This is a genomic window from Aquitalea sp. LB_tupeE, assembly GCF_013391415.1.
Taxonomy (GTDB): domain Bacteria; phylum Pseudomonadota; class Gammaproteobacteria; order Burkholderiales; family Chromobacteriaceae; genus Aquitalea.
Genome location: NZ_JACAXB010000013.1, coordinates 150,113 through 174,196, shown reverse-complemented (window position 1 = coordinate 174,196; position 24,084 = coordinate 150,113). Strand labels below are relative to the sequence as shown.

Sequence of the window (24,084 nt, the reverse complement as noted above, 5' to 3'; positions counted from 1 at the left end):
GCCATGAGTGACAAACTACCCTCCACCACCTACCAGAGCCTGACAGCAGGGCAGAGCAGTGCCGATACGGCACGCCGTTCTTATGAGGACCCGTACGGCAATCGGCTGTTCCTCATTATCGACAGCCTGCCCGAGATGCAACGTGCGCTGGCCATGACCCTGGCCTCGTTTGGTGCCGACAAGGTCGAGTACGCCAGCAAGGCCAGTGATGCACTGGCCAAGATGGCCAAGTTCGAGTTTGACGTGGTGCTGTGCGATTATGATCTGGGCAATGGCTACGACGGCCTTTACCTGTTTGAAGAGGTGAAGGAACGCAATCTGATCAAGCAGTCCTGCGTGTTCATGATTGTCACCGGCGAGCGACGGGCGCAGCGCGTCATCTCCGCGGCCGAACTGGCACCGGATGACTACCTGCTCAAACCCTTCACCGGCGAAGTGCTCAGCCAGCGTCTGGAAAAAGCCATGCGCCGCCGCGAAGCTTTTCGCGTGGTGGACGAAGCCATCATGCGCCATGAATATCTGGCCGCCATTGACGCCTGTAGCCGACGCATCAGCCAGCGTGGCGAGTTCACGCTGGACTTCATGAAGCTCAAGGGCAGCCTGGCGCAGAAGATTGGCGACTATGACACCGCCCGCACCCTGTATATGGATGTATTGCGACTCAAGCCACTGGCCTGGGCCAAGCTGGGTCTGGCCAAATCGCTCACCGGCCTGAAAGCCTACGACGAAGCCAAGTTATTGTTCGAAGAAGTGCTGGCGGACAATGAACGAGTGATGGAAGCCTACGACTGGCTTGCCAAGCTGCATCGCATCCATCACGACCTGCCCGGCGCGCAGGACACCCTGCAAAAAGCCACCGCACTATCTCCGGTGGTATTGCGTCGGCAAAAACAGTTGGCCGAAGTGGCCTTGCTGAACAAAGACCTGGAAACCGCCGAGGCCGCCAGCGAAGAAACCCTCAATATTGCCAAATACACCTGGCATCGCAACCCCACCCATTACGCCATGCTGGCGCGGGTGCAAATGGCGCGTGGCGAAACCGGCACGGCGGCCCGCACCCTGGGTAATTTGCGGCGTGATTACCGCTACAACGAGACCGGCGAGTGGATGTGCAATGTCATCGACAGCCAGTTGCAGAACCGCATGGGTAATCACGAAAAGGCCCGCAGCCTGTTGTCCAGTGCCGAAACCGCCTACCAGAAGCTGGGCAGTAACCTGCCGGCCGAGGCGCAAATGGAATTTGCCCGTGCCTGCTTTGCCCAGGGCAAGCAGGACAGTGGCAATGCCGCCATGCGCGATCTGGTGCGCAACAATCACGACAATGAAGAACTGCTGTCCAGCATTGGCAGCCTGTTCGAAGAAGTGGGACTGGGCGATGTCGGCCGGCAACTGATCGCCGAAAACGTACAGTCGGTACTGGAGCTGAACAACCAGGCGGTACGCGAAGCCCAGGCCGGTCGTTTCGAGCAGGCCATCGAGCGCTTCGTCAAGGCACACGAGGAAATGCCGCACAATGTGCAGGTGATGCTCAATCTGGCCAATGCCACCATGGCCTACGTACACGGCAACGGCTGGCACGAAAGCCATATGCGGCGTGCCTATGACATGCTGACCCAGGTGCGTGACCTGTCCCCGGCCAACAACAAGTTCCAGAAAATCCTCAAGGCCTGGCGGCAACTGGTGGAAAAGCTGGGCAAACCGCAATGGGTGCTGTAAACACGCTGCGCGTGCTGGTGGTGGATGACGAACCACTGGCGCGCGAACGCATGGTGGGGCAGGTGGCCCAGTGCGGCGCTACTGCGGTAGCGGCCTTGCCGGATGCCGCCACAGCCGCCCGCTGGCTGGAACGGCAGACGGTGGATGTGGTGCTGCTGGATATCTCCATGCCCGGCATGAGCGGAGTGGAATTGGCCCGCAAACTACGCACACAACAGCTGCCGCCGCAGCTGGTTTTTACCACCGCGCACGAGCAGTATGCGGTGGATGCCTTCGAACTGGATGCCGCCGACTACCTGCTCAAGCCGGTGCGGCTGGAACGTTTGCGTATGGCACTGGAAAAGGCCGCTGCCCGACGTGGCCAACACCCTGCCATTGAAGCCCATTTCACCGTGCGCCATCGCGACAGCCTGTTGAACATTCCCATGTCCGCCGTGCGCTATCTGAAAGCCGAGCAGAAATACGTCAGTCTGGTCACGGCTGATGGTGAATATCTGCTGGACGAGACACTGGTAGCCTTGGAGCAGCGGCTGGGCGACAGCGTGCTGCGCATTCACCGCAACTGTCTGGTGATGCGTCATGCACTGCTGGCGCTGTTGCGCGTCGGTAATGAAGAAGATGAGCAATGGGGTGTGCAACTGCGGGATATTGCACAGCCACTGGCCATCAGTCGGCGTCAACTCCCCATGATTCGTGCCTGTTTGCGTCAGGCTGACCGGGCGTCCTGAGCAAAGATTGACCCTTGCCGGAATCGTGGTATCAGCCACTTTTCATGGTTCGTCAGCATTGGTTTACACAGCTAAAGCCCGGTATTTAGATTAAGGACCAATAAAGCTAGGTGTAATTACTTAGTTGGTGGCAGAGTTCGGCTTTGCACATACCGGCCGACAGCGCTTTCTATAGAATTCCGGTTTTCCCTTCTCCTTCCTCGTCCATGCGGATAAAACTGACCACGCTGGGATGCGTGCTGCTGTGGCTTTTGCTCAGCCTGCTCATTTCCCTGGCCTTCATCAGTCGTGCCGTACTCAGTGCCGAACAAGAGTTCGACATGCTGGGCGAGCGCCTGTCCGAGCAACTGAACCAGAAGTTGCTGGTGAACCAGACCATTCTGGACAGCTATGCCGCCTTCAGCATGCTCGATGCCCAGCATGCCGGTGAGCAGGAGCTGCTGTTTGTCCAGCAAATGGCCGAACGTTATCCGCAACTGGTCTCGCTGGAGCGCATCGAACGGGTGCGGGCACCGGATGTGCCGTCCTGGCACCGGACCATGCAGGCCAGCCTGGGCAGTGATTTTCACCTGCATGCCTATACCGGCCAGGGGCAGGCCGCGCTGAGCACCTTGCCGGTTCAGGCCGAGTACTACCCGGTCGTGTCCATTTTGCCGATGAACCCTACCGTACGCCCGCTGCTGGGCACCGAACTCTCGGTGGATGGCCGCTTCCGTCAGGCTTTGCAGGACGCCCAGCATTTTGGCCGCACCGCGATGTCAGCTGCTTTCACGCTACGGGAAGGCTATCGCGGTCATTTGCTGATACAGCCCCTCAATACCAGCAACGTGTTGCTGCACGGCAAGCTAGCCGACCGCTTTGTCGCCCTGGTCATGCGTACCGACTACCTGCGCCCGGCCAACACCGCCTTGCCCGAAGGGCTGAGCCTGAGCCTGCGCGCGCGCGGGCCTGCCAGTCAGGACCTGGAACCCTATCTGACCATGCCGGGCCGCCAGCATGGCTGGCTGGATACCCTGGGCTTTCCACGTTTGCGGCTGGAGCGGGCCATCGGCAACGAATCACAGCCCTTGCTGCTGCAACTGGACTGGCAGCTGGGCTGGTATCTGCTCAGTGGTTTCGAACGCAGCGTCATCCTGTGGCAGTCCTTGTTATTGCTGGTATTGCTGGGTGTGGGGCTACGCTTTTATTGCGGTCAGCTCACCAAGCAGCAACGGCGTGAGAACCACCTGTTTCATCTGGCCAATCACGACCGCCTGACCGGACTGGCCAACCGCAATCTGTTCTACGACCGTTTGCAGCACGCCATCTTGCGCCTCAAGCGCAGCGACAGACGGCTGGCGGTGCTGTTTCTCGATCTGGACCGCTTCAAACCGGTCAACGACCGCTACGGACATGCTGTCGGCGACAAGGTCTTGCAGCTGATTGCCGCCCGCATTCTGGCGGTCATGCGCAATGAAGACACGGTGGCCCGGCTGGGGGGTGATGAGTTTGTCTTGTTGATGGAGGATGTCGAGTCCAACCGCGAGGCCGACCGGGTGGTGGAACGGCTCAAACATGCCATCCAGCAGCCTTACGAGGTGGATGGCCATACCGTGTTGCTGGGCGTGAGCATAGGCACCGCCTATTATCCGGAGGACGGCATGCTGATCGAGGAGCTGCTGGACGTGGCCGACCGCAAGATGTATGGCGACAAGTCGCCTGCCATCGAACGCCATTGAATGCTGTGGTGTTTGTGCTGCCATGCAGCGCAAATATCCGGCCTCACCGTGGTCAGCGCCGCCGCTTATGCATTAGAATCCTGCGATCATAGCCAGGGGAACACCATGTACCAGTCCGACTTCACCAAATTCATGAGCGAATTTCTGGACAAGCATCCGGAAGTAGACCAGCAACGTCGCGAACTGCGCCTCACCCTGTGGGATCGCAATGTCAATCTGGACGACCAGCTCCGCTGGAAAGAATCGCGCGTCCCGCAAAAGCCTTACGTCTACCAGCCGGAATAAGCAGTCCCGGCCCGGCGCTCGCCGTGGCCATGTACCAACGCCCCCTGTTGCCACCGATGGCTCACCCTGTCGGTCCGGCGCTGCCAGTGGGCGTTTTGTCATTTTCCCGAGAGTATCCATGACCAGTCGTACCGTGCCGCTGGACGGCACCTTGCATGATTACCTGATGGCCATTGGCCTGACTGAACACCCGGTAATGCGCGAACTGCGCGAATTCACCGCTGACCATCGCATGGCCAAGATGCAGATTGCCCCCGAGCAGGGTCAGTTCATGGGCTGGCTGGTGCATTTGCTGGGGGTACGCCGTTATCTGGAAATCGGCGTGTTCACGGGTTACAGCATGCTTGCCGCCATGCTGGCGATGCCGACAGATGGCGATGCGGTGGCCTGCGATGTCAGCGCAGAGTTCACCAGTATTGCCCGCGACTACTGGCAACGTGCCGGGGTGGCAGAGCGTATCCGGCTGGAGTTGCAGCCCGCCCTGCTTACCTTGCAGCAGTTGCTGGCAGAGGGGCAGGCCGGTCTGTTCGATCTGGTGTTCATCGACGCGGACAAACCCTCCTACCAGGACTATTTTGAAGCCTGCCTGCAATTGGTACGGCCCGGTGGCGTCATCGCCATCGACAATATCTTCCTGTCCGGCCGCGTGGTGTCGCCACGGCCGCAAGACCCGCCCGGCGTGCACCTGATGCACGCTTTCAATGCCCGTCTGCAACAGGATGCGCGCATCCGTCACTGCGTATTGCCTATAGGCGACGGCCTGACCCTGTGCACCCGTCTGCGCTGATGGCCGGCTGACCGGTCAGAACTTTCCGCCCGTCCGGCAAGTCTGACCGGTTTTTTGTTAAGCAAGATGTTTGTCATCCGGCCGCTGCGGTTGCGGTGCTATGATGGCAAGCTGAACTTTGGTCTGGATTGTCATGCTCAACCGCCGTCCCCGCCGTCAAATGAACCAGATGAACGTGGTGCCCTACATCGACGTCATGCTGGTGCTGCTGGTCATTTTCATGGTGACAGCTCCCATGTTCACCCCCGGTGTCATTCAGGTGCCCAGCGTATCGCAGGCCGCCACGCTGGATGCGCCGCCGCTGGAAGTGGTGCTGGATGCCGGTGACAAGATGCAAATCAAGGATGGCGACAAGGTGACTCCGGTGGATTCGCGCAGCACGCTCGCCAGCCAGGTTGCCGCCATGCTGGCCGGAGCCGACCGTCCGGTGGCCATCTCGGCCGACAAAGACCTCAAGTACGCCGATGTGGTGTCCGTGGCCGATGATCTGCACAAGGCCGGCATCAAGCGCGTTGCCCTCACCGTCAAGCAGCAGAATCATCAGTAAGGCATGAGCCGTTCTCCTTCTTCCTCCTGGTCCTTGCTTGCTTCCTTGCTGCTGCATGGCGCAGTGATTGGCCTGATGCTGTGGGCCGGCCTTGTCAGCAAGCAGCCGGTGAGCGAAGTGCCGCTGGCGCTGGAGTTGTGGAGCAGTCCGCCGCCAGCCCCCGCTGCCGTGGTAGAACCGGTACCGGTCAGCAAGCCGGTTCGCGTTGCAGAGCCCCCAGCCCCTCCCGCACCACCGCCGGAGCCGGCTGCCGAGGTGAATCTGGGTGCGAAGAAAAAGCCGGAACCCAAGCCGCAGCATCTGGTAAAACCACCGGTTGAAGTACCGAAAAAGCCAGAGCCGGTACATAAGTTGCTGCCGGAAAAGCCCAAGCCGGAGCCGGTAAAAACACCGCCAGCCAAGCAGCCCGAGCCGGTGAAAAAGCAGGAAAAATTACCCAAAACGGTAGAAAAAGCCCCAGCCAAGCCCGTTACCCCAGTCGTGGCGGACAAGAAAACTGCAAAGCTGCCGCCAGCAGTCACGCCAGGCAAGGGTAGCAAGCAGTCGAAAACCTATGACAACCAGGCCGACGATTTGCTGTCGCAACTGGATGCCCCCAATACCGGCCACAAGGCCAATGCCCGCAGCACCCAGGCGGGTAGTGCCAATGGCGTGGCTGGCGGCGCACAGAATGGTTCGGCTGCTGCCAAAGGCGGCTGGATCGACAAGGTCAAGGCCAAGATCACCCCGCTGGTGCAACTGCCGCCGGACCTGAGCGGCAACCCCAAGGTGGTGGTGCTGGTTACGCTATTGCCCACGCTGGAAGTGAGCAAGGTGCAGGTGATAGGGCCAAGTAGCAGCAGTGCTTACAATGAGGCGGTACAGCGTGCCATCTGGGAAGCACGCACCTTCCCCAGTTTGCCGCCAGGTGCCAATTTCAATGATGGCTACCGCCAGTTCAAGATGGAATTCCGCCCGCGCTGAGTAACAGCGTCGGGAGAAATATCCTGTTTTTGCAAAAATTTCAGTTTCAGAGGGAACTCATGCCGGGCATTCGTACTCTGTTTAAGCTATTGCTAATATATTTCCTGCTTGCTGGCCAGTCTGCCCGTGCCGAGATGACCATCGAGATCGTCGGTGGTGGTGCCAGCAAGCATGCGATTGCCGTGGTGCCGTTCAAGGATGAAACCACACGCATGCGTGAGGCGCTCACCCCCATCATTCGCAGCGATCTGGAACTGTCTGGCGTGTTCCGTATGGTGGATGGTTCGGCCATTGCCAATGTGCCGGTCGAGCCGGTGGATATCCGTTACCCGCTGTGGCAGGCCGCCGGAGCGCAGTCCATCGCCATCGGCAAGGTCGAAGCCGTGGCCGGTGGTCAGGTGAAGGTCAGCTTCAGGCTGATGGATTTGGCGCAGAAAAAGCAGCTGACTTCGGGCGAATTCACCGTGACGCCGGACCGCAGCCGCGAAGTAGCGCACACCATTGCCGACATGATTTACGAGGCCATCACCGGGCAGAAGGGCATTTTCAATACCCGCGTGGTGTATGTGCTCAAGAGTGGCCGCAACTACATGCTGCAAGTCGGGCTGATTACTGATGTGGACAGTAACCGGGCGCAAACCATCCTGCGCTCCAAAGAACCCATCATCTCGCCCAGCTGGAGTCCGGATGGCCGTTATCTGGCCTATGTCTCCTTCGAGAGCAAGAAGCCGGTGGTATGGGTGCAGGATCTGGCCACCGGCCAGCGCCGTGCGGTGGCCAATTTCAAGGGCAGCAATTCTGCCCCGGCCTGGAGCCCGGATGGCAGCAAGCTGGCGGTGGTGCTGACCACCACCGGCAATTCGCAGATTTACCTAGTCAACACCCTGGGTGGCGCGCCGCGCCGTATCAGTTACAGCGATGGGATTGATACCGAACCGACCTTTACCCCGGATGGCAGCCAGATTTACTTTGTGTCCGACCGTACCGGCGGGCCACAAATTTATCGCATGGCTGTCAGCGGCGGAGCCGCCCAGCGCGTTACTTGGCAAGGTAACTACAATGTTTCACCGCGCGTCTCGCCGGATGGTCGCACCCTGACCTTCATCCGGCGCGAATCCGGGCGTTTCCGGGTGATGGCGCAGGATCTCACCACCGGTGATGTCCGTGCATTGTCGGATAGTGGTTATAACGAACGACCCAGTTTTGCCCCCAATGGCCGCATGGTGCTGTATGCCAGCGACACCGGCGGCAAGAGCGTGTTGTATGCCACCACGCTGGATGGCAGCAGCAAGGTCAGACTGGCAGTGATTAATGGCGAAGTGCAGGACCCGTCGTGGGGCCCTTTCAACAATCCGCAATGATGTAATGCATTCAAATCCAAGGAGCGAAGGCATGAACTGGAAACAACTCGTACTCGGCACCGCTACGGTTACCCTGCTGGCTGCTTGCGCCAGCACCAAGCCGGCCGCCGTCACCAGCAACACCGCCCCGGCTGCTACTGCCAATCAGGGCGTGGCTCCGGCTGATACCGGCAGCAGCAACCAAGGCCAGCTGAATGCCGACCCGCTGCACGACCCGAACAGCCCGCTGTCCAAGCGCAGCGTGTATTTCGACTTTGACTCCTCCACTGTCAAGAGCAGCGACAAGCCCACTGTGGAAGCCCATGCCGGCTACCTGAAGGACCATGCCGACCGCAAGGTGATCATCCAGGGTAATACCGACTCCCGCGGCAGCCGCGAATACAACCTGGGCCTGGGCCAACGCCGTGCCGAAAGCGTGAAGCGCTCGCTGGAAGTACTGGGCGTGAAGGACAGCCAGGTTGAAGCAGTGAGCCTGGGCAAGGAAAAGCCGAAGGCTACCGGCAATACCGAGGCTGATTTCGCTGAGAACCGCCGCGCCGACATTCTGTACAACGGCGAATAAGGCAGGGTAGGGCAGGCTGTTGCGGCCTTGCCGACTTGCCACTCCATCAGGCCGGACATCTAGCCAGAAACCTGTTTCAGGCTGCTATGATGTCCGGCCATCCTGTATGCAACGGACCGAGAACCGCCCCATGAAACGCCTTGCCCTCAGCGCGGCGCTGCTGCTTACCCTGTCTGCCTGCGCCACCACCAGCGATATCGAAGCCACCCGCTACCAGATCGACCAGGTCAATCGTCAGGCCAATGCCCGCCTTACCGAAGTGGAAAGCAAGCTGTCCAACGAGAAGCTGCTGGAAATGGTCAATCAGGTGGAAAGCCTGAAAGCCGAAGTCGCCAAGCTGCGCGGCGAAGTGGAAGTGGCCAACTACAATCTGCAAACCACGCAAAAGCGTCAGAACGATTTGTATAACGATCTGGATGGCCGTCTGAGCCATCTGGAGAGCGCCGGCAAGGAAGCCGCCGCCCAGCAGGCGGCCAGCCAGCCGGCCAGCAGCCAGCCTGCAGCTGCGACCGATACCCAGACCAGCCCGGACTACGACAAGGCGCTGAACCTGTTGCGCGCGCGTGATTTTCCCAAGGCAACGGCGGCACTCAGCCTGTACATCCAGCAAAACCCCAGCGCACCGCAGGCGATCGATGCCCTGTACTGGCTGGGTGTCGCCCATACTGCACAGCGTCAGTACGATGCCGCCATCGAAATCCACCGCCGCTTTGCCGAGCAATATCCGGACAACCCCAAGGCACCTGATGCATTGCGCAACGTTGCCAACTGCCAGCGCGATCTGGGGCAGGTGGATATTGCCAAGGCCACACTCAAACGGCTGATCAAGCTGTATCCGTCCAGCTCCGCCGCCCAGAAAGCGCGCGAGCAGCTCACCAAGATGTAAGTCCTTACAGCCTGCTTGCACGGCACATGTCGGCAGGCGGGCTGAGCCCACCTCATGATGCTACCCGCCCTTATCGAACAGGCCAGCTTTGGCCTGCTGGCCATGGCCTTGCTGCTGCAATGCCTTGGTCTGCCGCGCTCCTCGCTGCTCGCCGGTACTGCTGCCATCGGGCTGGCGGCTTATTGCGGCCTGTTGCAGCTGCTGGGCTTGCTGGCTGTACTACTGGCAGCTGGACTCAGCTACGTGGTGTACCGCTTTCCCCGCCCTGCATGGTTTGTGCTGTGGGTGGCGCTATTGCTGGCCTTGGCCTTGCATCTGCTACCCGGTTTTGACAATCCACTGCTGTGGCAGGGCAAGCTGACACCGGACAGTCAGCCCTATCGGCTGTTCTGGAGTTTTGACAAGGGCGTGGCCGGCTGGCTGTTGCTGCTGGGCCTGCATGATGCTCCCCATCGTGGCCGGGCCTGGGGTGGCACCGTGGCGGCGGTGGGCTTGCTGTTGCTGGTGTTGGTGCTGGCGCTGGCACAGGAAAGCGGCATGGTCGCCTATGCCCCCAAGCTGCCAGCCTGGCTGTTACCCTGGCTGTTTGCCAATTTCTTCCTGACCGCCTTGCCCGAGGAAGCCTTGTTCCGGCATGGCCTGCAACGCTGGCTGGAAAACCGGGTGGAGCCTCTGCCCGCACTGATTGCGGCCTCGCTATTGTTTGGCGCAGCCCATGTGGCGGGGGGCTGGGGCTGGGTGGGGCTGGCCAGTCTGGCAGGCCTGGGCTACGGCCTGGTGTATGCCGCCACCCGGCAGGTGGCACTGGCCGCACTGGCCCATCTGGCCTTCAATACCGCGCACTTGCTGCTGTTTACCTACCCGCGTCCGGGCTGAGCCAGAGACAGCGTCTGCGACAGATGGTGCAACTGTCTTGATATCAAAATAAAAAACCATTCCGGCACTACCCGGCTCTCAGGTAAAATCACGTCTTTATTCCTCCCTGAGCTTCACCGCCATGATTGAAGTCGGCATCGTGATGGGTAGCAATAGCGACTGGGAAGTCATGCAGAACGCCGCGCGCGTGCTCAAAGACTTCGGTGTCGCTTTCGAAACCCGCGTCGTCTCCGCCCACCGTACTCCGGATTTGTTGTTCCAATACGCTGAAACTGCCGCCGCGCGCGGTCTGAAAGCCATCATCGCCGGTGCCGGCGGTGCTGCCCACCTGCCGGGCATGCTGGCCGCCAAGACCCATGTGCCGGTGCTGGGCGTGCCGGTGCCGTCCAAATACCTGCGTGGCGAGGATTCGCTGCTGTCCATCGTGCAAATGCCCAAGGGCATTCCGGTGGCCACCTTTGCCATCGGTGAAGCCGGTGCCGCCAATGCCGCGCTGTTTGCCGTGGCCATGCTGGCCAATGCCGTGCCGGAACTGGCGGAAAAGCTGATTGCCTTCCGCAAGCGCCAGGAAGAAACCGTGCTGGGCATGACCTTGCCGGAGGTGGAATAAATGGCGGCCATCCTGCCACCGTCCATGCTGGGCATTCTCGGTGGCGGCCAGCTGGGCCGCATGTTCGCCGTGGCGGCCAAGACCATGGGCTACCGCGTGACGGTGCTGGACCCGGACGCCAATGCGCCGGCCGCCCAGTTTGCCGACGTACATCTGTGCGCCCCGTTCAATGACGCCGCTGCACTCAAGACGCTGGCGCAGACCTGTGCTGCCGTCACCACCGAGTTTGAAAACGTCAATGCCGACGCCATGCGCGAGCTGGCCCGCACCACCCGTGTATCGCCGTCCGGTGATTGCGTGGCCATCGCGCAGGACCGCATTGCCGAAAAAGCCTGGATCAACAAGGCCGGTCTGCCGACTGCGCCCTATCTGGCCATTGAAAGCATGGAAGACATCCAGGTCGACCTTACGCCCTATCTGCCCGGCATCCTGAAAACCGCCCGTCTGGGTTACGACGGCAAGGGCCAGGTACGGGTCAGCACCCAGGACGAAGCCCGCGCCGCCTATGCCAATCTGGGTGGCCAGGCCTGTGTGCTGGAAAAAATGCTGGACCTGAAGCTGGAAGTATCGGCCATTGTCACCCGTGTCAGCGCAGCGCAGATGGCAGTCTTTCCGGTAGCAGAAAACAGCCACGCAAACGGCATTCTGGACGTGTCCATTGTCCCGGCGCGCATTGCCCCGGCACTGGCGGCATCCGCCCAAGAGATGGCGCAAAACCTGGCCGAAGCGCTGGATTACATCGGCGTGCTGGCGGTGGAATTCTTCGTGCTGGCTGACGACAGCCTGGTGGTGAATGAAATCGCCCCGCGCCCGCACAACTCCGGCCACTACACCCTGACAGCCTGTCTCACAGACCAGTTCCAGCAACAAGTGCGCGCCATGTGCGGCCTGCTGCCGGGCCGTACCGACCTGCTTAGCCCTGTGGTGATGGTGAACCTGCTGGGTGATGTATGGAAGGAAGACGGCCGCGAACCCAATTGGGACGTGCTGGCCGAGGCCCCCAACGCCCAGCTGCACCTGTACGGCAAGAAGCAGGCGCGTCCGGGCCGCAAGATGGGCCACTTCAACGTGATGGCCGCCACTGCCGACGAGGCACTGGAACAGGCACAGGCGCTGAAGGATACGCTGTAAGCCATTCCGGCTCCGCCAGCTGACAAGCCGTTGGCTGCGGAGCCGACAAGTTTTCAAAATCGCCAGCCCGCCCACAAGGCAGGGTGGCCCAGCCTTTAGCAAGGACGTGTCATGAGCGGACTCAACACCACCAATCTGAAAAGCCTGAAGAAAATCTACTCCGGCAAGGTACGCGATCTGTACGAGATCGACGACAAGCGCATGCTGATGATCGCCACCGACCGTCTGTCCGCCTTCGACGTGATTCTGGACGACCCGATTCCGGCCAAGGGCCAGATCCTCACCGCCATCTCCAACTTCTGGTTTGAAACCCTGAAGGACGTGGTGCCCAACCACCTGACCGGTGACAAGCCGGAAGACGTGGTGTCCGCCGAAGACCTGCCGCAAGTGGAAGGCCGCGCCGTGGTGGCCAAGCGCCTGAAGGCCGTGCCGATTGAAGCCGTGGTACGCGGTTATCTGGCCGGTTCCGGCTGGAAGGAATACCAGAAGTCCGGCACCGTGTGCGGCATTGCGCTGCCGGCCGGCCTGCAGGAATCCAGCCAGTTGCCCGAGCCCATCTTCACCCCGTCCACCAAGGCCGCGGTGGGCGACCACGACGAAAACATCAGCTACGCACAGTGCGAAGCCATTGTCGGTGCCGAACTGGCCGCCAAAGTACGTGATACTGCCATCCTGCTGTACAAGACCGCAGCGGAATTTGCAGCCAAGCGCGGCATCATCATCTGCGATACCAAGTTCGAGTTCGGCCTGGACGAAGACGGCACCCTGGTGCTGATGGACGAAGCGCTGACTCCGGATTCCAGCCGCTTCTGGCCGGCTGACAGCTATGCTGCCGGAACCAATCCGCCGTCCTTCGACAAGCAGTTCGTACGTGACTGGCTGGAAGCCTCCGGCTGGAACAAGCAGGCCCCGGCCCCGGCCGTGCCGCTGGACGTGCGCGAAAAGACCGCGGCTAAATACCGCGAGGCACTGGAACGCCTGACCGGCAACTAAGCCGCCACGCGCAGCACTGCAAGACCCGACGCCCGGCCTGTCCGGGCGTTGTCGCATCCTGGGTGGCGCTTGAGTGTGGCATGGCGCAACGCTTACACTGCCTGTCTGCCCTCATTGTCGAAGGATGAGCCTCATGACCACCTTGCAAGCCGTGCTGGTCACACCGCGTTTGCAGTTGCTGCCACCCCATACCGGGCTGGCCCGTGCTGTGCTGGACTACCAGGTGGCCAACCGCCAGCACTTTGCCCCGTGGGACCCCAAGCCCGGCGACATGTTCTTTACCGAGCTGTACTGGACAATGCAGCTTCGCCAGCAGGCACTGGGCTGGGAGCAGGGCGTGTGTGCGCGCTATTTGCTCACCTTGCCGGAAGAGCCGCAGCGCATCGTCGGGACGGTGAGTCTGAGCAATATCGTGCGCGGTGTGTTTCAGGCCGCCCACCTGGGCTATGGCATCGACCACAGTTTGCAAGGACAGGGGCTGATGCATGAGGCGGTCAGCGAGATCATCCGCTTTGCCTTTGACGACTTGCGCCTGCATCGCTTGCAAGCCAATTACCAGCCGCATAATCAGCGCAGCGCTGCCCTGTTGCAGCGCCTGGGTTTTGTCGAAGAAGGCTTGGCGCGCAATTACCTGTATATCAACGGCGCATGGCGCGACCATGTGCTCACCTCGTTGACCAATCCGCAGTTCGACCCTGCGCGGATGCTGGCCTGATTGCAGTATTGCGGTTGTCATTCCCTGCCGATTCGTGTTTTCTTAAGCCATGCCTGCGCCTGCGCGCAGCCTGATAACGACAGCTGCGTCCCCGGCATGGCCGGCAAGCGCACCACCGGCAACGAGGAAAACATGGAGCACTTCACCTTGCAGATGGCCGATGGCCACCGCATTCATGGCTGCAATTGGCAGCCGCCCGCAGGCATGGCGGTACGTGCCGCTTTGCTGATCTGCCATGGCATGAGCGAATACGCTGCCCGTTATCAGCGCGTGGCGGAGCAACTGGCGCAACACGGTATTGCGGTCTACGCCCACGACCATCGCGGCCATGGCCCGCACGCGGCCCGGCATGGCTGGTTCTCTGCGCAGGATGGCTGGAACAAGGTGCTGGCCGATATTGACCATGTACGCCAGTTTGTCGCCAGCCAGCATCCGGACGTGCCGCTGATCCTGCTGGGCCACAGCATGGGTTCCTTCATGGCGCGGCATTACTTTTTGCAATACGGGGCGGTGTTGGATGGGCTGGTGTTGTCGGCCACCGGTTACCGCCAGCGTCCGCTGGCCTGGCTGCTGCGCCAGCTGGCCCGGTTGGCAGGCAAGCTGGGTGGGGACGATGCACCATCCGCTTTCATGGCAAGACTGATTTTTGGCAGCTTCAATCTGGGCTTTTTCCCGGCCCGTACCACGGCGGACTGGTTGTCGCGCGATACGGCACAAGTGGATGCCTATCTGGCCGATCCCTTATGCGGTTTCGACCCCACGCCCGGACTGTGGGCGGACCTGTTTGGCGGCATCATCGCGCTGGAAAGGGGCGAGGCCAAAGCCCGCGATAGTTTGCCCCGGCATTGTCCGGTCTACCTGCTGGCAGGCAGCCGCGACCCGGTCAGCCTGGGGCAGCTGGCGCTGGGTCAGCTGGAAATCCGCTATCGGGAGGCCGGCCTGCTGAATGTCAGCAGCAAGGTTTACCTCGGCGGCCGGCATGAGATGTTCAACGAAACCAATCGGGAAGAAGTGGTGACCGACCTGCTGCAATGGCTGGATACGGCCATTCAGGCGGCAATGCGACGGCGCGCTTAGACCGCATGCGCCACATGCCAGCGCCAGGCAATCCAGCTGCCCCATAACAGCCAGTGGGCCAGCACGATCAGCCAGAACATCAGCTGGTAACTGCCCTTGCTGGATTTGTGCTGCAGCCAGTACTGGCCCAGCAAACCACCCGGCCAGCCGCCTGCCAGCTCCAGCCAGTGCAACAGTTTTTCCGGTGTGCGCCGACCGTGATGCACGGCCTGGCGCTTGTCCCAGCCATAGACGGCAAAGGTCAGCACACTCATGGTGAGGTACAGCAGGACAGGCCAGAACAGGCTGTCGGTGAGCGCAAAGCTGCCGGCAGCCAGCAAGGGTGGCAGGGCAAGCAGATTGGCCAGCGGGCGGGGCAGGGGCATGGGTTTTCCAGCAAAAAGACACAGTGTAAGCAGCCTGTCATGGCAGGCCAAGCCTGCTGGGCAGGGTAATCAGCAGCAGACTGCGGAAATGGCTTGCGTTGACAACTTACTTACTAGTAAGTATTGTCGAGTGACAATAATGCACGCCATGCCGGCAAACGACCGGCGGCTGAACCACAATCAGGGTGAGCGCCTGCTCGCCACGTCGACGAGGACGAAACATGACTGCATATCCGCATTTGCTGGCCCCGCTGGACCTGGGCTTTACCACACTGAAAAACCGCGTGTTGATGGGCTCCATGCACACCGGCCTGGAAGAAGCGCCCGGTGGTTTCGACAAGATGGCCGCCTTCTACGCCGAACGCGCCCGTGGCGGTGTCGGCCTGATCGTGACCGGCGGGGTGGGACCGAATGCGGAAGGCTGTGTGGCCGAAGGCGCGTCCATGCTGGCCGATGAACAGCACGTGCCGGACCACCGCAAGGTAACGGATGCCGTGCATGCGGCAGGTGGCAAGATTGCGCTGCAGATTCTGCATTCCGGTCGTTACAGCTTTCAGGAAAAGTGCGTGTCGGCCTCGCCGCTGATTGCGCCCATCAACTTCTACCGCCCGCGTGAATTGAGCGACGCCGAGGTGTGGCAAACCATTGCCGACTTCGCCCGCTGCGCCAGACTGGCCCAGCAAGCCGGTTACGATGGCGTCGAGGTGATGGGTTCGGAAGGCTATCTGATCAACCAGTTCATCGCCCGTGCCACCAACAAGCGTACAGATGACTGGGGCGGCAGCTTTGAAAACCGCATCCGCTTCGCCATCGAAACCGTCAAGGCCGTGCGTGCCGCGGTGGGCAGCGATTTCCTCATCATCTATCGCCTGTCCATGCTGGACCTGGTGCAGGACGGCAGCAGCTGGGAGGAGGTGGTGCAGCTGGCACAGGAGATCGAAGGCGCCGGTGCCAGCATCATCAATACCGGTATCGGCTGGCATGAAGCGCGTGTGCCCACCATTGCCACCATGGTGCCGCGTGGCGGCTTTGCCTGGGTCACCAAAAAGCTGATGGGTCAGGTGAAGATTCCGCTCATCACCACCAACCGCATCAACACCCCGGAGGTGGCGGAAGATATTCTGGCCAGTGGCTGTGCCGACATGGTGTCGATGGCACGCCCCTTTCTGGCTGATCCGGATTTCGTCAACAAGGCGGCGGCAGGCAAGGGCGATGAAATCAACACCTGCATCGGCTGCAATCAGGCCTGCCTGGACCACATCTTCCAGGGCAAGCTCACCAGCTGTCTGGTGAACCCGCGTGCCTGCCGTGAAACCGAACTCAACTACACTCCGGCGGTGCAACCCAAGAAGATTGCCGTAGTGGGTGCCGGCCCGGCTGGCCTCGCCTGTGCCACCGTTGCCGCCGAGCGCGGCCATCAGGTGACATTGTTTGATGCCGCCAGTGAAATCGGCGGTCAGTTCAATGTGGCCAAGCGCATTCCCGGCAAGGAAGAATTTTACGAAACCCTGCGTTATTTCGACCGTCGTCTGGCTGCAACCGGTGTGACCTTGCGGCTGAACACCCGCGCCGATGCCGCCGTGCTGCGTGACTTCGACGAGGTGGTGCTGGCCACCGGCATTGCGCCGCGCCTGCCGCAGATCGACGGCATCGACCACCCCAAGGTGCTGAATTATCTGGACGTGCTCAAGCACGGCAAGCCGGTGGGCCAGCGTGTCGCCATCATCGGGGCTGGCGGCATCGGTTTTGATACCGCGGAATTCCTGACGCATGAAGGCAAGTCGACTTCCCTGGATGTGGCTGCTTTCATGCAGGAATGGGGGGTGGACATGCAGGTGGCAAACCCTGGCGGCCTCAGCCCGCAAGGCCCGCAGCCGCATGCCAGCCCGCGCGAGGTTTACCTGCTGCAACGCAAGCAAAGCAAGGTGGGGGATGGCCTGGGCAAGACTACCGGCTGGATTCATCGCGCCAGCCTGCAAATGAAAAAGGTGAAGATGCTGTCCGGCGTCAGCTATCAGAAGATCGACGATGCCGGCCTGCATGTGCTCATCAAGGATGAGCCGCAAGTGCTGGCCGTGGATAACGTCATCATCTGTGCCGGTCAGGACCCGCTGCGCGAATTGCAACAGCCCTTGCTGGATGCCGGTAAAACGGTACACCTGATTGGCGGTGCCGATGTAGCGGCAGAACTGGATGCCAAGCGTGCCATTCGGCAAGGCAGCGAGCTGGCGGCCAGCCTCTGATTGCTTCAGCCACCAGCTAGCAGCAATGAAAATCCCCGCCGACTATGGCGGGGATTTTTGTTGTCGGGCTGGCGCAAGGCTTACAGGAAGTGCCGCAGCGTGTCTTCCAGGTTCTTTTCGTTCAGGCGGCCCAGCAGGCTGCCCACCTGCTTGCCATTGCGGTCCAGGATGATGCTGTAAGGCAGCGCACCAGCCGGATTACCCAGGCTGCGCAGCAGGCTGAGGGTGTCGCTGTCGCCCAGCACGATGGGGTAGTTGATTTTCAGCTGGCGGGCAAAATTGTAGGTTTCCGTCTTGTTGTCCAGCGCCACACCCACTACCTCCACACCCTTGGGAGCCAGCTTCTCGCGCAGCGCATTGAGCATGGGCATTTCTTCGCGGCAGGGGCTGCACCAGGTGGCCCAGAAATTCACCAGCACCACCTTGCCCTGATACGCTCGTAGCGACACCGAACTGCCGCTCTGGTCGGTAAAACGGGTTTGCGCCAGCGTGGGGGCGGCGCTGGCAGCCAGCGGCAGCAGGCAGAGCAGGGCGGCCAGCAGCGTGGCGCGCAAGGATGTCAGGTTCATGTGGCCTCCGGAACGGGCTTGCAGAATGGGAAAACGGGTTTGCTGCCTTTGGAGAGAGGGCGCAGGCGCAAGTTTCGCTCCGCATGCACAAAAAAGTTTCATGTTAAAATGTTCAGTTGAATTTTATTCGGAGTGAGCATGTCTCTCCTGGTATGCGGGGCGCTCGCCTACGATACGCTGTTCTCGTTTCACGGTCGATTCGACAGTCAGATCCTGCCCGATCAGCTGCACAAGATTTCCACCACTTTCCTGGCTCCCACCATGCGACGCGAATTTGGCGGCATGGCGGGCAATATCGCCTACAGCCTTACCCTGCTGGGCGAAAAGCCGTTGGTGATGGGCACGGTGGGCGAGGACTTCCAGCCCTATCGCCAGCACCTGCTGCGCGCCGGGGTGGATGACAGCCATATCCGGCTGATCCGCAAGCAATATACCGCTCAGTGCTTCGGCATTGCCGATGAAGACGGCAACCAGCTGATGGCATTTCATCCCGGCGCGATGGATTTTTCCACTGAAAATCACATCGCGGATATCCAGCAACCGGTAGAGCTGGCCATCCTGTCGCCCGGTGGCCATCTTGCCTTCCTGCAGCACTCGCAGGAGCTGTCCGCAGCTGGCATTCCCTTCATTTTCGACCCGGGCCAGGAGCTGCCGCTGCTGTCGCGTGAAGAAATCCACCAGATTGTCGAACTGGCCAGCTATATCACCATCAATGACTACGAAAGCGAACTGATGCGCGAACGTGCCGGGCTGACGGTGGATGATTTGCGCCGCAAGGTGCAGGCGGTGGTGGTGACGCGTGGCTCGCGCGGGGCGGATCTCTACGTGGGGACCGACCACATCCATCTGCCACGGGTGGAAATGCCGCAGCCGCCGGTGGACCCGATGGGCTGTGGCGATGCCTTCCGCGCCGGGCTGATGTTCGGCATCAGCCGTCAGCTGGACTGGCAACTGACCGGGCGTCTGGCCAATATGATCGGCGCCATCAAGGTGACCACCGCCGGTTGCCAGAACCACTTCTTCGACTGGGAACAGCTGCAGGCCATGTACCAGCGCACCTACGGGGAAGTATGGCCATTGGCTTGAGCGGCCAGCATCACGCAGGGGGAAGCGCGTGCCTGATGGCACACCGCGCGCTTCCCCATGGCACGCGATGAAGCATTCCTTCATGCAAAAGGGTTGAATTCCCCCAGGCCAACCCCCACCATAGACCAATTACTCGCAAGTCATCCGACGCCAAGGGGAGCCCATGACCGTCCCACATCTGTCCACCGCACTGACCGGCCCGCTGCTGGAGCTGGAAAGCCGCATCCTGACCGCCCAACCCCATATCGAGCACTGGTTCCGTAGTCAGTGGCATAACCATGCTGCACCGTTTTACGGCTCGGTGGACCTGCGCAACAGCGGTTTCAAGCTGGCCCCGGTAGACATGAATTTGTTCCCTGGCGGACACAACAACCTGAATCCGGACTTCCTGCCGCTCTCCGTCCAGGCCGCGCAGGCTGCGGTGGAAAAGGTCTGTCCGGAAGCACGCAGCATCCTGCTGATTCCGGAAAACCATACCCGCAATACCTTCTACCTGCAGAATGTGGCCACGCTGGTACATATTTTCGAGCAGGCCGGTCTGCGCGTGCGCCTGGGTACGCTGAACCCGGAAATCACCGAAGTCACCGAGCTGACCAGCGCCGGCGGCGACATTGTCAAGCTGGAACCCATCCTGCGCCAGGGCAATCGCCTGCGGCTGGCCGATGGCTTCAACCCCTGCGTGGTGCTGCTGAACAACGATCTGTCCGGTGGTATTCCCGACATCCTGAAGGATTTGGAACAAAACCTGCTGCCACCGCTGCACGCCGGCTGGGCCGTGCGCCGCAAGAGCAATCACTTCACCGCCTACGATCAGGTGGCCGACCAGTTTGCCCAGCTGATTTCCATCGACCCGTGGATGATCAACCCCTACTTCGTCAACTGTAGCGGGCTGGATTTCCATGCCCGTCAGGGCGAGGACGCGCTGGCTGAAGCCGTGGCCGGCACACTGGACAAGATTGCCGTCAAATACCGTGAATACGGCATCAAGAACGACCCCTTCGTCATCGTCAAGGCCGATGCCGGCACCTACGGCATGGGCGTGATGAGCGTGAAGAGCCCGGAAGAAGTCATCGGCCTGAACCGCAAGGCGCGCAACAAGATGTCGGTGGTGAAAGAGGGGCTGGAAGTTTCCGAAGTCATCGTGCAGGAAGGCGTATATACCTTCGAAACCGTGGACGACGCGGTGGCCGAGCCGGTGGTGTACATGATGGACCGCTTTGTCACCGGTGGTTTCTACCGCGTGCATACCGGTCGTGGCATTGACGAAAACCTCAATGCACCGGGCATGCAGTTTGTGCCGCTGTCGTTCGAAACCCCCTGCCTGCCGGACAAGCACGGCTCGCCGGACTGTGCGCCCAACCGCTTCTACGCCTATGGTGTGATTGCCCGTCTGGCGCTGCTGGCGGCAGCGTTGGAGCTGGAAAACACCGACCCCGAGCGCGACTGAGGCCATGCCGACCCTACGCTGGCTGCTGCTGTTGCTGTTGCCCACGCTGGCGACGGCGGCCAGCTTTGATTGCAGCAAGGCGGCAACGGCTACTGAGCAGGCCATTTGCCGCCAGCCGGAACTCTCCACGCTGGACGAGCAAGTGGCTACCGCCTACCGGCAGCACAATCAGCAAGGCTTGCTGCAAGATAACCAGCGCCAGTGGCTGGCTGGCCCGCGTGCCGAGTGCAATGGCGATGCCGCCTGTCTGCAAAGCCGTTACCAAGAGCGACTGGCGCAATTGCAGCACGCGCAGCTGATCCAGCAGCGCATCGACAATGCCATGCCGGCATATCGCTTTGACATCACGCTGCTCAACTGGGGCGAGCGTGACTGGGCAGCCGAAGGCCCGGCCATCATCAACATCATCGACCAGCGTAGCCAGCGTCGCATCCAGCAGCTGCGGCTGGATAATGTTTATATGGCGCATGGCGACAATGGCAAACCGCTGGTCAACACGGCGCGGTTGTATGATTTTCAGGGCGTGATCAATGCGGCTGACTTCGACTTTGACGGTCATTTCGATTTCGCCATTCAGAACGGCAATGACGGCCCCTATGGCGGACCTACCTACCGGGTTTACCTGTACGACACGGCCAGCAAGCAATTTGCGCTCAACGATGAATTATCAACGCTGACCGAAGAAAACCTGGGCCTGTTCCAGGTGGATGCCAAGCGCAAGCGGCTGCGTACCTTTGCCAAGAGCGGCTGCTGTTACCATGAAACCATCGATTACCAGTTTGACGCCCGCCATCACTTGCAGGCGGTGGAAAAGCTGATTGAAGACGCGCAGGACCCGGAAGGCAAAGTGGTTCGCGTCACTCGAGAAACCCTGGTCAATGGCCGCTGGAAAACATCCACCCGGCGATATGCGCTGGACGCCTACTATCATCAATGAATCCGACGGCCCCAGCCCGGCCGCCATCCCACTTTGGAGAGCAGCATGCGTATCCTGTTCATCGCCGATCCGCTGGAACAGTTCAAGATTTACAAGGACACCACCTTTGCCATGATGGAAGAGGCGGCGCGCCGTGGCCATGCCATCAGCTATGCCCAGGCGCACCAGCTTTCCGTAGAGGGTGGTCGCCTGCTGGTGGATGCCCGTGGCCTCACTGTCACCGATGAGCGCAAGGGCGATCACCCGGCCTGGTACAAGCTGGATGATGTGCACCGCCAGCCGCTGACCGCCTTCAATGCGGTGGTGATGCGCAAGGACCCGCCGTTCGACATGGAATACCTGTATGCCTCGCAGCTGTTCACGCTGGCCGAAGCGCAGGGCGTCAAGGTATTCACCAGCGGTCAGGCCCTGCGTGATTTCAACGAAAAGCTGGCCATCCTGAATTTCCCCGAGCTGACCGCGCCCACCATGATCACCGGTGAAACCCCGCGTCTGAAAGCCTTTATCCGCCAGCATCTGGACGTGATTCTCAAACCGCTGGACAGCATGGGCGGCGACAGCATTTTCCGCGTGACACCGAACGACCCTAATCTGTCGGTGATTCTGGAAACCATCACCCTGCGCGGCAAACGCACCATCATGGCCCAGCGCTATATCCCGGAAATCCGCGATGGTGACAAGCGCGTGCTGGTGATTGACGGCGTGCCGGTGGATTACTGCCTGGCACGCATTCCGGCCGCCGGTGAAACCCGTGGCAACCTGGCTGCCGGTGGTCGTGGCGAAGCGCGTCCGCTGAGCGCCCGTGACCGCGAAATTGCCGAGGCAGTGGGCCCGGAGCTGAAAAAGCGCGGCATCTTGCTGGCCGGTCTGGATGTCATCGGCAATTACCTGACCGAAGTGAATGTCACCAGCCCCACCTGCTTCCGCGAAATCATGGATCAGACCGGCCTGAACGTTGCCGGCCTGTATATCGATGCACTAGAGCGCGCCACCGCACATTAAGACCCGATCACAAAACCCCCGATTCTGCGTTGCGCCGACTTGCCATACTCACTGTACTGTCTGCGTCGGCGCGCCTTGACTCGGGTGCTCTACGACGTTTTGTTAGCGGCTCTAAGCCTTGCCATCAGCCTGTCATCTGCCGGCGGCACCATCGCCGCTGGCATGGCTTGATGGCCAGCGCTTGCCCATGATGGCGGCAGCGCTTAACATGCCGCTCGCCAGACTGGCACCACCCCGCTGACACTGCGCAATCACAGGACCCGACATGAGCAAGCATGAGGAAAGCCCGTTCAAGGGCAAGACCGGCATTCGCCGGCTGATCAACGCCTTCGGCTATTCGCTGGATGGCATCAGGGCGGCCTTCCGTCATGAAGATGCTTTCCGCCAACTGGCCTTGCTGGCCATCATCCTCATCCCCACCGCCCTGTTTGTCGTGCCGGCCAGCCCGCTGGCCCGCGCCCTGCTGGTGGCCAGTTCGCTGGCCACGCTGGTGATCGAACTACTTAACTCCGCCATCGAGGCGGCAGTAGATCACACCTCGCTGGAACGCCACCCGCTGGCCAAGCGCGCCAAGGACATGGGCAGCGCGGCCCAATTATTGGGCCTGATCAATCTTGCCGCCATGTGGGCGCTGGTGTTGTTCGGCCACTAGACCAGCAGCAAACGGCGTGACAGCAGCTGCAGCCCGATGGCGGTGCAGGCCGCCAGCAAAAACACCAGATTCCCATCCAGCCGCGGTAGCAAGAGCAGCAGTGCCAGGCAAAAGCCGGTAAAACCAAGCCGCCCCAGCAGCATGCCGCGCAACAAGGCCTGGGTGGCGGCTACCCCTTGTGCCCGCTGGGTGGCCACCGCCATTACCACGGCCAGCAGCGGAAAGACCGCCAGCATGCCGCTCCAGCCTGCCCCCAGATGACTGGCGGCCAGACTGACCAGCAAAGTCAGCACGGCGGCAGCCAGCATGCGCAAACCCAGGGTTTCATTCACCGCAGTCGCCACGCCAGACAGGGCCGGGCGGGGCAGGCAAACGCTGTTGATCAGCACTGCCAGCACCGCCATGGCAAGGGCTGTAGCGAGCGTCAATGTCATGCTTTGCAGCACGCAAGCGCCCAGCAACCAGCCGCACAGGGCAAACATCAGCGTCAGCGGCCAGGCAAAGCGGCTAGCCAAGCGGGCATAGATCAGGTTGAACAGTTCGGAGGCGGCAATGGCGGCAATGGCTTGCAGCGCCGCACTGGCCGCAAACGCAGGGCCGTGCTCCTGCATCAGCAACCACAGGATGGGGCCGGCCACCACCGGCAGGCCGGCCATCCAGCCGGCGCGCTGTGGCCCCCAATGTCGTGCCACCAGGGCTAGCAGGTAGAGAAAAGCAGGAACCAGCGTCAGTTTCAGTAACAGCATGCAGTGGGATAGGCTGGCTAATTCAATAGCATAACATGCTATAAGCATGGTCAGGCTGTCAGTAGCTGTCCTCGGTCCGCCT

The 24,084-nt window shown here is 60.9% G+C and carries 25 protein-coding genes; 22 read left to right on the top strand and 3 right to left on the bottom strand.

Going from position 1 to position 24,084, the window contains the following annotated elements; all coding sequences use genetic code 11:
- The first annotated feature begins 3 nt into the window (after nucleotides 1-3).
- The 16 genes from HWX34_RS06155 to HWX34_RS06080 all read left to right on the top strand — a co-directional run bounded on the left by HWX34_RS06155 (nucleotide 4) and on the right by HWX34_RS06080 (nucleotide 14,955).
- On the top strand, nucleotides 4-1,716 hold the full coding sequence (locus HWX34_RS06155) for a tetratricopeptide repeat-containing response regulator (RefSeq protein WP_178971419.1): 1,713 nt from the start codon (nucleotides 4-6) through the stop codon (nucleotides 1,714-1,716).
- Nucleotides 1,704-2,444 (top strand): LytTR family DNA-binding domain-containing protein, encoded by a 741-nt coding sequence (locus HWX34_RS06150; protein WP_178971418.1) that lies wholly within the window; start codon nucleotides 1,704-1,706, stop codon nucleotides 2,442-2,444. Before HWX34_RS06155 ends, HWX34_RS06150 begins: the two co-directional genes overlap by 13 nt.
- Before the next feature lie 236 nt (nucleotides 2,445-2,680).
- On the top strand, nucleotides 2,681-4,162 hold the full coding sequence (locus HWX34_RS06145) for a sensor domain-containing diguanylate cyclase (RefSeq protein ID WP_178971417.1): 1,482 nt from the start codon (nucleotides 2,681-2,683) through the stop codon (nucleotides 4,160-4,162).
- 105 nt (nucleotides 4,163-4,267) lie between these two features.
- A complete protein-coding gene (locus HWX34_RS06140; RefSeq protein ID WP_178971416.1) occupies nucleotides 4,268-4,447 on the top strand; it encodes a DUF3460 family protein in 180 nt (59 codons plus the stop codon).
- 118 nt (nucleotides 4,448-4,565) lie between these two features.
- Nucleotides 4,566-5,234, top strand: a complete 669-nt coding sequence (locus tag HWX34_RS06135; protein ID WP_178971415.1) for a class I SAM-dependent methyltransferase — start codon at nucleotides 4,566-4,568, stop codon at nucleotides 5,232-5,234.
- Between the two features lie 133 nt (nucleotides 5,235-5,367).
- Nucleotides 5,368-5,781, top strand: coding sequence for a biopolymer transporter ExbD (locus tag HWX34_RS06130; protein ID WP_131356292.1), 414 nt, complete (start codon nucleotides 5,368-5,370; stop codon nucleotides 5,779-5,781).
- Between the two features lie 3 nt (nucleotides 5,782-5,784).
- Complete coding sequence (locus HWX34_RS06125) at nucleotides 5,785-6,744, top strand: TonB C-terminal domain-containing protein (RefSeq protein ID WP_178971414.1); 960 nt, start codon at nucleotides 5,785-5,787, stop codon at nucleotides 6,742-6,744.
- 59 nt (nucleotides 6,745-6,803) lie between these two features.
- Nucleotides 6,804-8,105, top strand: coding sequence for a Tol-Pal system beta propeller repeat protein TolB (gene tolB / locus HWX34_RS06120; RefSeq protein ID WP_178971413.1), 1,302 nt, complete (start codon nucleotides 6,804-6,806; stop codon nucleotides 8,103-8,105).
- 31 nt (nucleotides 8,106-8,136) lie between these two features.
- Nucleotides 8,137-8,667, top strand: a complete 531-nt coding sequence (gene pal / locus HWX34_RS06115) for a peptidoglycan-associated lipoprotein Pal (protein WP_178971412.1) — start codon at nucleotides 8,137-8,139, stop codon at nucleotides 8,665-8,667.
- Nucleotides 8,668-8,797: 130 nt separating this feature from the next.
- A complete protein-coding gene (gene ybgF / locus HWX34_RS06110; RefSeq protein WP_178971411.1) occupies nucleotides 8,798-9,553 on the top strand; it encodes a tol-pal system protein YbgF in 756 nt (251 codons plus the stop codon).
- Nucleotides 9,554-9,607: 54 nt separating this feature from the next.
- Nucleotides 9,608-10,429, top strand: coding sequence for a CPBP family intramembrane glutamic endopeptidase (locus tag HWX34_RS06105; protein WP_178971410.1), 822 nt, complete (start codon nucleotides 9,608-9,610; stop codon nucleotides 10,427-10,429).
- 121 nt (nucleotides 10,430-10,550) lie between these two features.
- Nucleotides 10,551-11,039, top strand: coding sequence for a 5-(carboxyamino)imidazole ribonucleotide mutase (gene purE / locus HWX34_RS06100; RefSeq protein WP_159880069.1), 489 nt, complete (start codon nucleotides 10,551-10,553; stop codon nucleotides 11,037-11,039).
- Nucleotides 11,040-12,170, top strand: a complete 1,131-nt coding sequence (locus HWX34_RS06095) for a 5-(carboxyamino)imidazole ribonucleotide synthase (RefSeq protein ID WP_178971409.1) — start codon at nucleotides 11,040-11,042, stop codon at nucleotides 12,168-12,170. It abuts the gene before it with no gap.
- A gap of 111 nt (nucleotides 12,171-12,281) precedes the next feature.
- On the top strand, nucleotides 12,282-13,163 hold the full coding sequence (locus HWX34_RS06090; RefSeq protein WP_178971408.1) for a phosphoribosylaminoimidazolesuccinocarboxamide synthase: 882 nt from the start codon (nucleotides 12,282-12,284) through the stop codon (nucleotides 13,161-13,163).
- A 133-nt stretch (nucleotides 13,164-13,296) separates the two neighbouring features.
- Nucleotides 13,297-13,878: a GNAT family N-acetyltransferase gene (locus HWX34_RS06085; protein ID WP_178971407.1), complete on the top strand. Its 582-nt coding sequence runs from the start codon at nucleotides 13,297-13,299 to the stop codon at nucleotides 13,876-13,878.
- A 96-nt stretch (nucleotides 13,879-13,974) separates the two neighbouring features.
- Complete coding sequence (locus tag HWX34_RS06080; RefSeq protein ID WP_255496591.1) at nucleotides 13,975-14,955, top strand: alpha/beta hydrolase; 981 nt, start codon at nucleotides 13,975-13,977, stop codon at nucleotides 14,953-14,955.
- Here the strand turns inward: HWX34_RS06080 and HWX34_RS06075 are convergent.
- Entirely contained in the window at nucleotides 14,952-15,320 is a 369-nt protein-coding gene (locus tag HWX34_RS06075) for a DUF1294 domain-containing protein (RefSeq protein WP_178971406.1), read from the bottom strand. The genes HWX34_RS06080 and HWX34_RS06075 overlap by 4 nt on opposite strands.
- Nucleotides 15,321-15,541: 221 nt before the next feature.
- Here HWX34_RS06075 and HWX34_RS06070 point away from each other — a divergent pair, with 221 nt between their 5' ends.
- Nucleotides 15,542-17,563, top strand: coding sequence for an NADPH-dependent 2,4-dienoyl-CoA reductase (locus HWX34_RS06070; protein WP_178971405.1), 2,022 nt, complete (start codon nucleotides 15,542-15,544; stop codon nucleotides 17,561-17,563).
- Between the two features lie 80 nt (nucleotides 17,564-17,643).
- Here the strand turns inward: HWX34_RS06070 and HWX34_RS06065 are convergent, their stop codons facing one another.
- Nucleotides 17,644-18,132: a TlpA disulfide reductase family protein gene (locus HWX34_RS06065; RefSeq protein WP_062788406.1), complete on the bottom strand. Its 489-nt coding sequence runs from the start codon at nucleotides 18,130-18,132 to the stop codon at nucleotides 17,644-17,646.
- Nucleotides 18,133-18,270: 138 nt separating this feature from the next.
- Here HWX34_RS06065 and HWX34_RS06060 point away from each other — a divergent pair, with 138 nt between their 5' ends.
- The 5 genes from HWX34_RS06060 to HWX34_RS06040 all read left to right on the top strand — a co-directional run bounded on the left by HWX34_RS06060 (nucleotide 18,271) and on the right by HWX34_RS06040 (nucleotide 23,256).
- Nucleotides 18,271-19,218: a carbohydrate kinase family protein gene (locus tag HWX34_RS06060; RefSeq protein WP_178971404.1), complete on the top strand. Its 948-nt coding sequence runs from the start codon at nucleotides 18,271-18,273 to the stop codon at nucleotides 19,216-19,218.
- Nucleotides 19,219-19,381: 163 nt separating this feature from the next.
- On the top strand, nucleotides 19,382-20,665 hold the full coding sequence (gshA, locus tag HWX34_RS06055; RefSeq protein ID WP_178971403.1) for a glutamate--cysteine ligase: 1,284 nt from the start codon (nucleotides 19,382-19,384) through the stop codon (nucleotides 20,663-20,665).
- 4 nt (nucleotides 20,666-20,669) lie between these two features.
- A complete protein-coding gene (locus HWX34_RS06050; protein WP_178971402.1) occupies nucleotides 20,670-21,602 on the top strand; it encodes a lysozyme inhibitor LprI family protein in 933 nt (310 codons plus the stop codon).
- A gap of 45 nt (nucleotides 21,603-21,647) precedes the next feature.
- Nucleotides 21,648-22,604, top strand: a complete 957-nt coding sequence (gene gshB, locus HWX34_RS06045) for a glutathione synthase (RefSeq protein WP_062788398.1) — start codon at nucleotides 21,648-21,650, stop codon at nucleotides 22,602-22,604.
- A 265-nt stretch (nucleotides 22,605-22,869) separates the two neighbouring features.
- Nucleotides 22,870-23,256, top strand: coding sequence for a diacylglycerol kinase (locus HWX34_RS06040; protein WP_178971401.1), 387 nt, complete (start codon nucleotides 22,870-22,872; stop codon nucleotides 23,254-23,256).
- On the opposite strand, the gene HWX34_RS06035 is transcribed toward HWX34_RS06040, so the two are convergent.
- Nucleotides 23,253-24,002 carry a hypothetical protein gene (locus HWX34_RS06035; protein WP_178971400.1) on the bottom strand — a complete coding sequence of 250 codons (750 nt, stop codon included), beginning with the start codon at nucleotides 24,000-24,002 and terminating at the stop codon, nucleotides 23,253-23,255. The two genes, HWX34_RS06040 and HWX34_RS06035, sit on opposite strands and share 4 nt — an antisense overlap.
- Nucleotides 24,003-24,084: the final 82 nt, after the last annotated feature.

Coding starts and splice junctions, on each gene's coding strand:
- HWX34_RS06135 (WP_178971415.1), top strand. CDS start 4,566: ATGACCAGTCGTACCGTGCCGCTGGACGGCACCTTGCATGATTACCTG.
- HWX34_RS06065 (WP_062788406.1), bottom strand. CDS start 18,132: ATGAACCTGACATCCTTGCGCGCCACGCTGCTGGCCGCCCTGCTCTGC.
- pal (WP_178971412.1), top strand. CDS start 8,137: ATGAACTGGAAACAACTCGTACTCGGCACCGCTACGGTTACCCTGCTG.
- tolB (WP_178971413.1), top strand. CDS start 6,804: ATGCCGGGCATTCGTACTCTGTTTAAGCTATTGCTAATATATTTCCTG.
- HWX34_RS06080 (WP_255496591.1), top strand. CDS start 13,975: ATGGCCGGCAAGCGCACCACCGGCAACGAGGAAAACATGGAGCACTTC.
- HWX34_RS06125 (WP_178971414.1), top strand. CDS start 5,785: ATGAGCCGTTCTCCTTCTTCCTCCTGGTCCTTGCTTGCTTCCTTGCTG.
- ybgF (WP_178971411.1), top strand. CDS start 8,798: ATGAAACGCCTTGCCCTCAGCGCGGCGCTGCTGCTTACCCTGTCTGCC.
- HWX34_RS06130 (WP_131356292.1), top strand. CDS start 5,368: ATGCTCAACCGCCGTCCCCGCCGTCAAATGAACCAGATGAACGTGGTG.
- HWX34_RS06035 (WP_178971400.1), bottom strand. CDS start 24,002: ATGCTGTTACTGAAACTGACGCTGGTTCCTGCTTTTCTCTACCTGCTA.
- HWX34_RS06150 (WP_178971418.1), top strand. CDS start 1,704: ATGGGTGCTGTAAACACGCTGCGCGTGCTGGTGGTGGATGACGAACCA.
- HWX34_RS06060 (WP_178971404.1), top strand. CDS start 18,271: ATGTCTCTCCTGGTATGCGGGGCGCTCGCCTACGATACGCTGTTCTCG.
- HWX34_RS06140 (WP_178971416.1), top strand. CDS start 4,268: ATGTACCAGTCCGACTTCACCAAATTCATGAGCGAATTTCTGGACAAG.
- gshA (WP_178971403.1), top strand. CDS start 19,382: ATGACCGTCCCACATCTGTCCACCGCACTGACCGGCCCGCTGCTGGAG.
- HWX34_RS06085 (WP_178971407.1), top strand. CDS start 13,297: ATGACCACCTTGCAAGCCGTGCTGGTCACACCGCGTTTGCAGTTGCTG.
- HWX34_RS06095 (WP_178971409.1), top strand. CDS start 11,040: ATGGCGGCCATCCTGCCACCGTCCATGCTGGGCATTCTCGGTGGCGGC.
- HWX34_RS06040 (WP_178971401.1), top strand. CDS start 22,870: ATGAGCAAGCATGAGGAAAGCCCGTTCAAGGGCAAGACCGGCATTCGC.
- gshB (WP_062788398.1), top strand. CDS start 21,648: ATGCGTATCCTGTTCATCGCCGATCCGCTGGAACAGTTCAAGATTTAC.
- purE (WP_159880069.1), top strand. CDS start 10,551: ATGATTGAAGTCGGCATCGTGATGGGTAGCAATAGCGACTGGGAAGTC.
- HWX34_RS06105 (WP_178971410.1), top strand. CDS start 9,608: ATGATGCTACCCGCCCTTATCGAACAGGCCAGCTTTGGCCTGCTGGCC.
- HWX34_RS06075 (WP_178971406.1), bottom strand. CDS start 15,320: ATGCCCCTGCCCCGCCCGCTGGCCAATCTGCTTGCCCTGCCACCCTTG.
- HWX34_RS06070 (WP_178971405.1), top strand. CDS start 15,542: ATGACTGCATATCCGCATTTGCTGGCCCCGCTGGACCTGGGCTTTACC.
- HWX34_RS06155 (WP_178971419.1), top strand. CDS start 4: ATGAGTGACAAACTACCCTCCACCACCTACCAGAGCCTGACAGCAGGG.
- HWX34_RS06090 (WP_178971408.1), top strand. CDS start 12,282: ATGAGCGGACTCAACACCACCAATCTGAAAAGCCTGAAGAAAATCTAC.
- HWX34_RS06050 (WP_178971402.1), top strand. CDS start 20,670: ATGCCGACCCTACGCTGGCTGCTGCTGTTGCTGTTGCCCACGCTGGCG.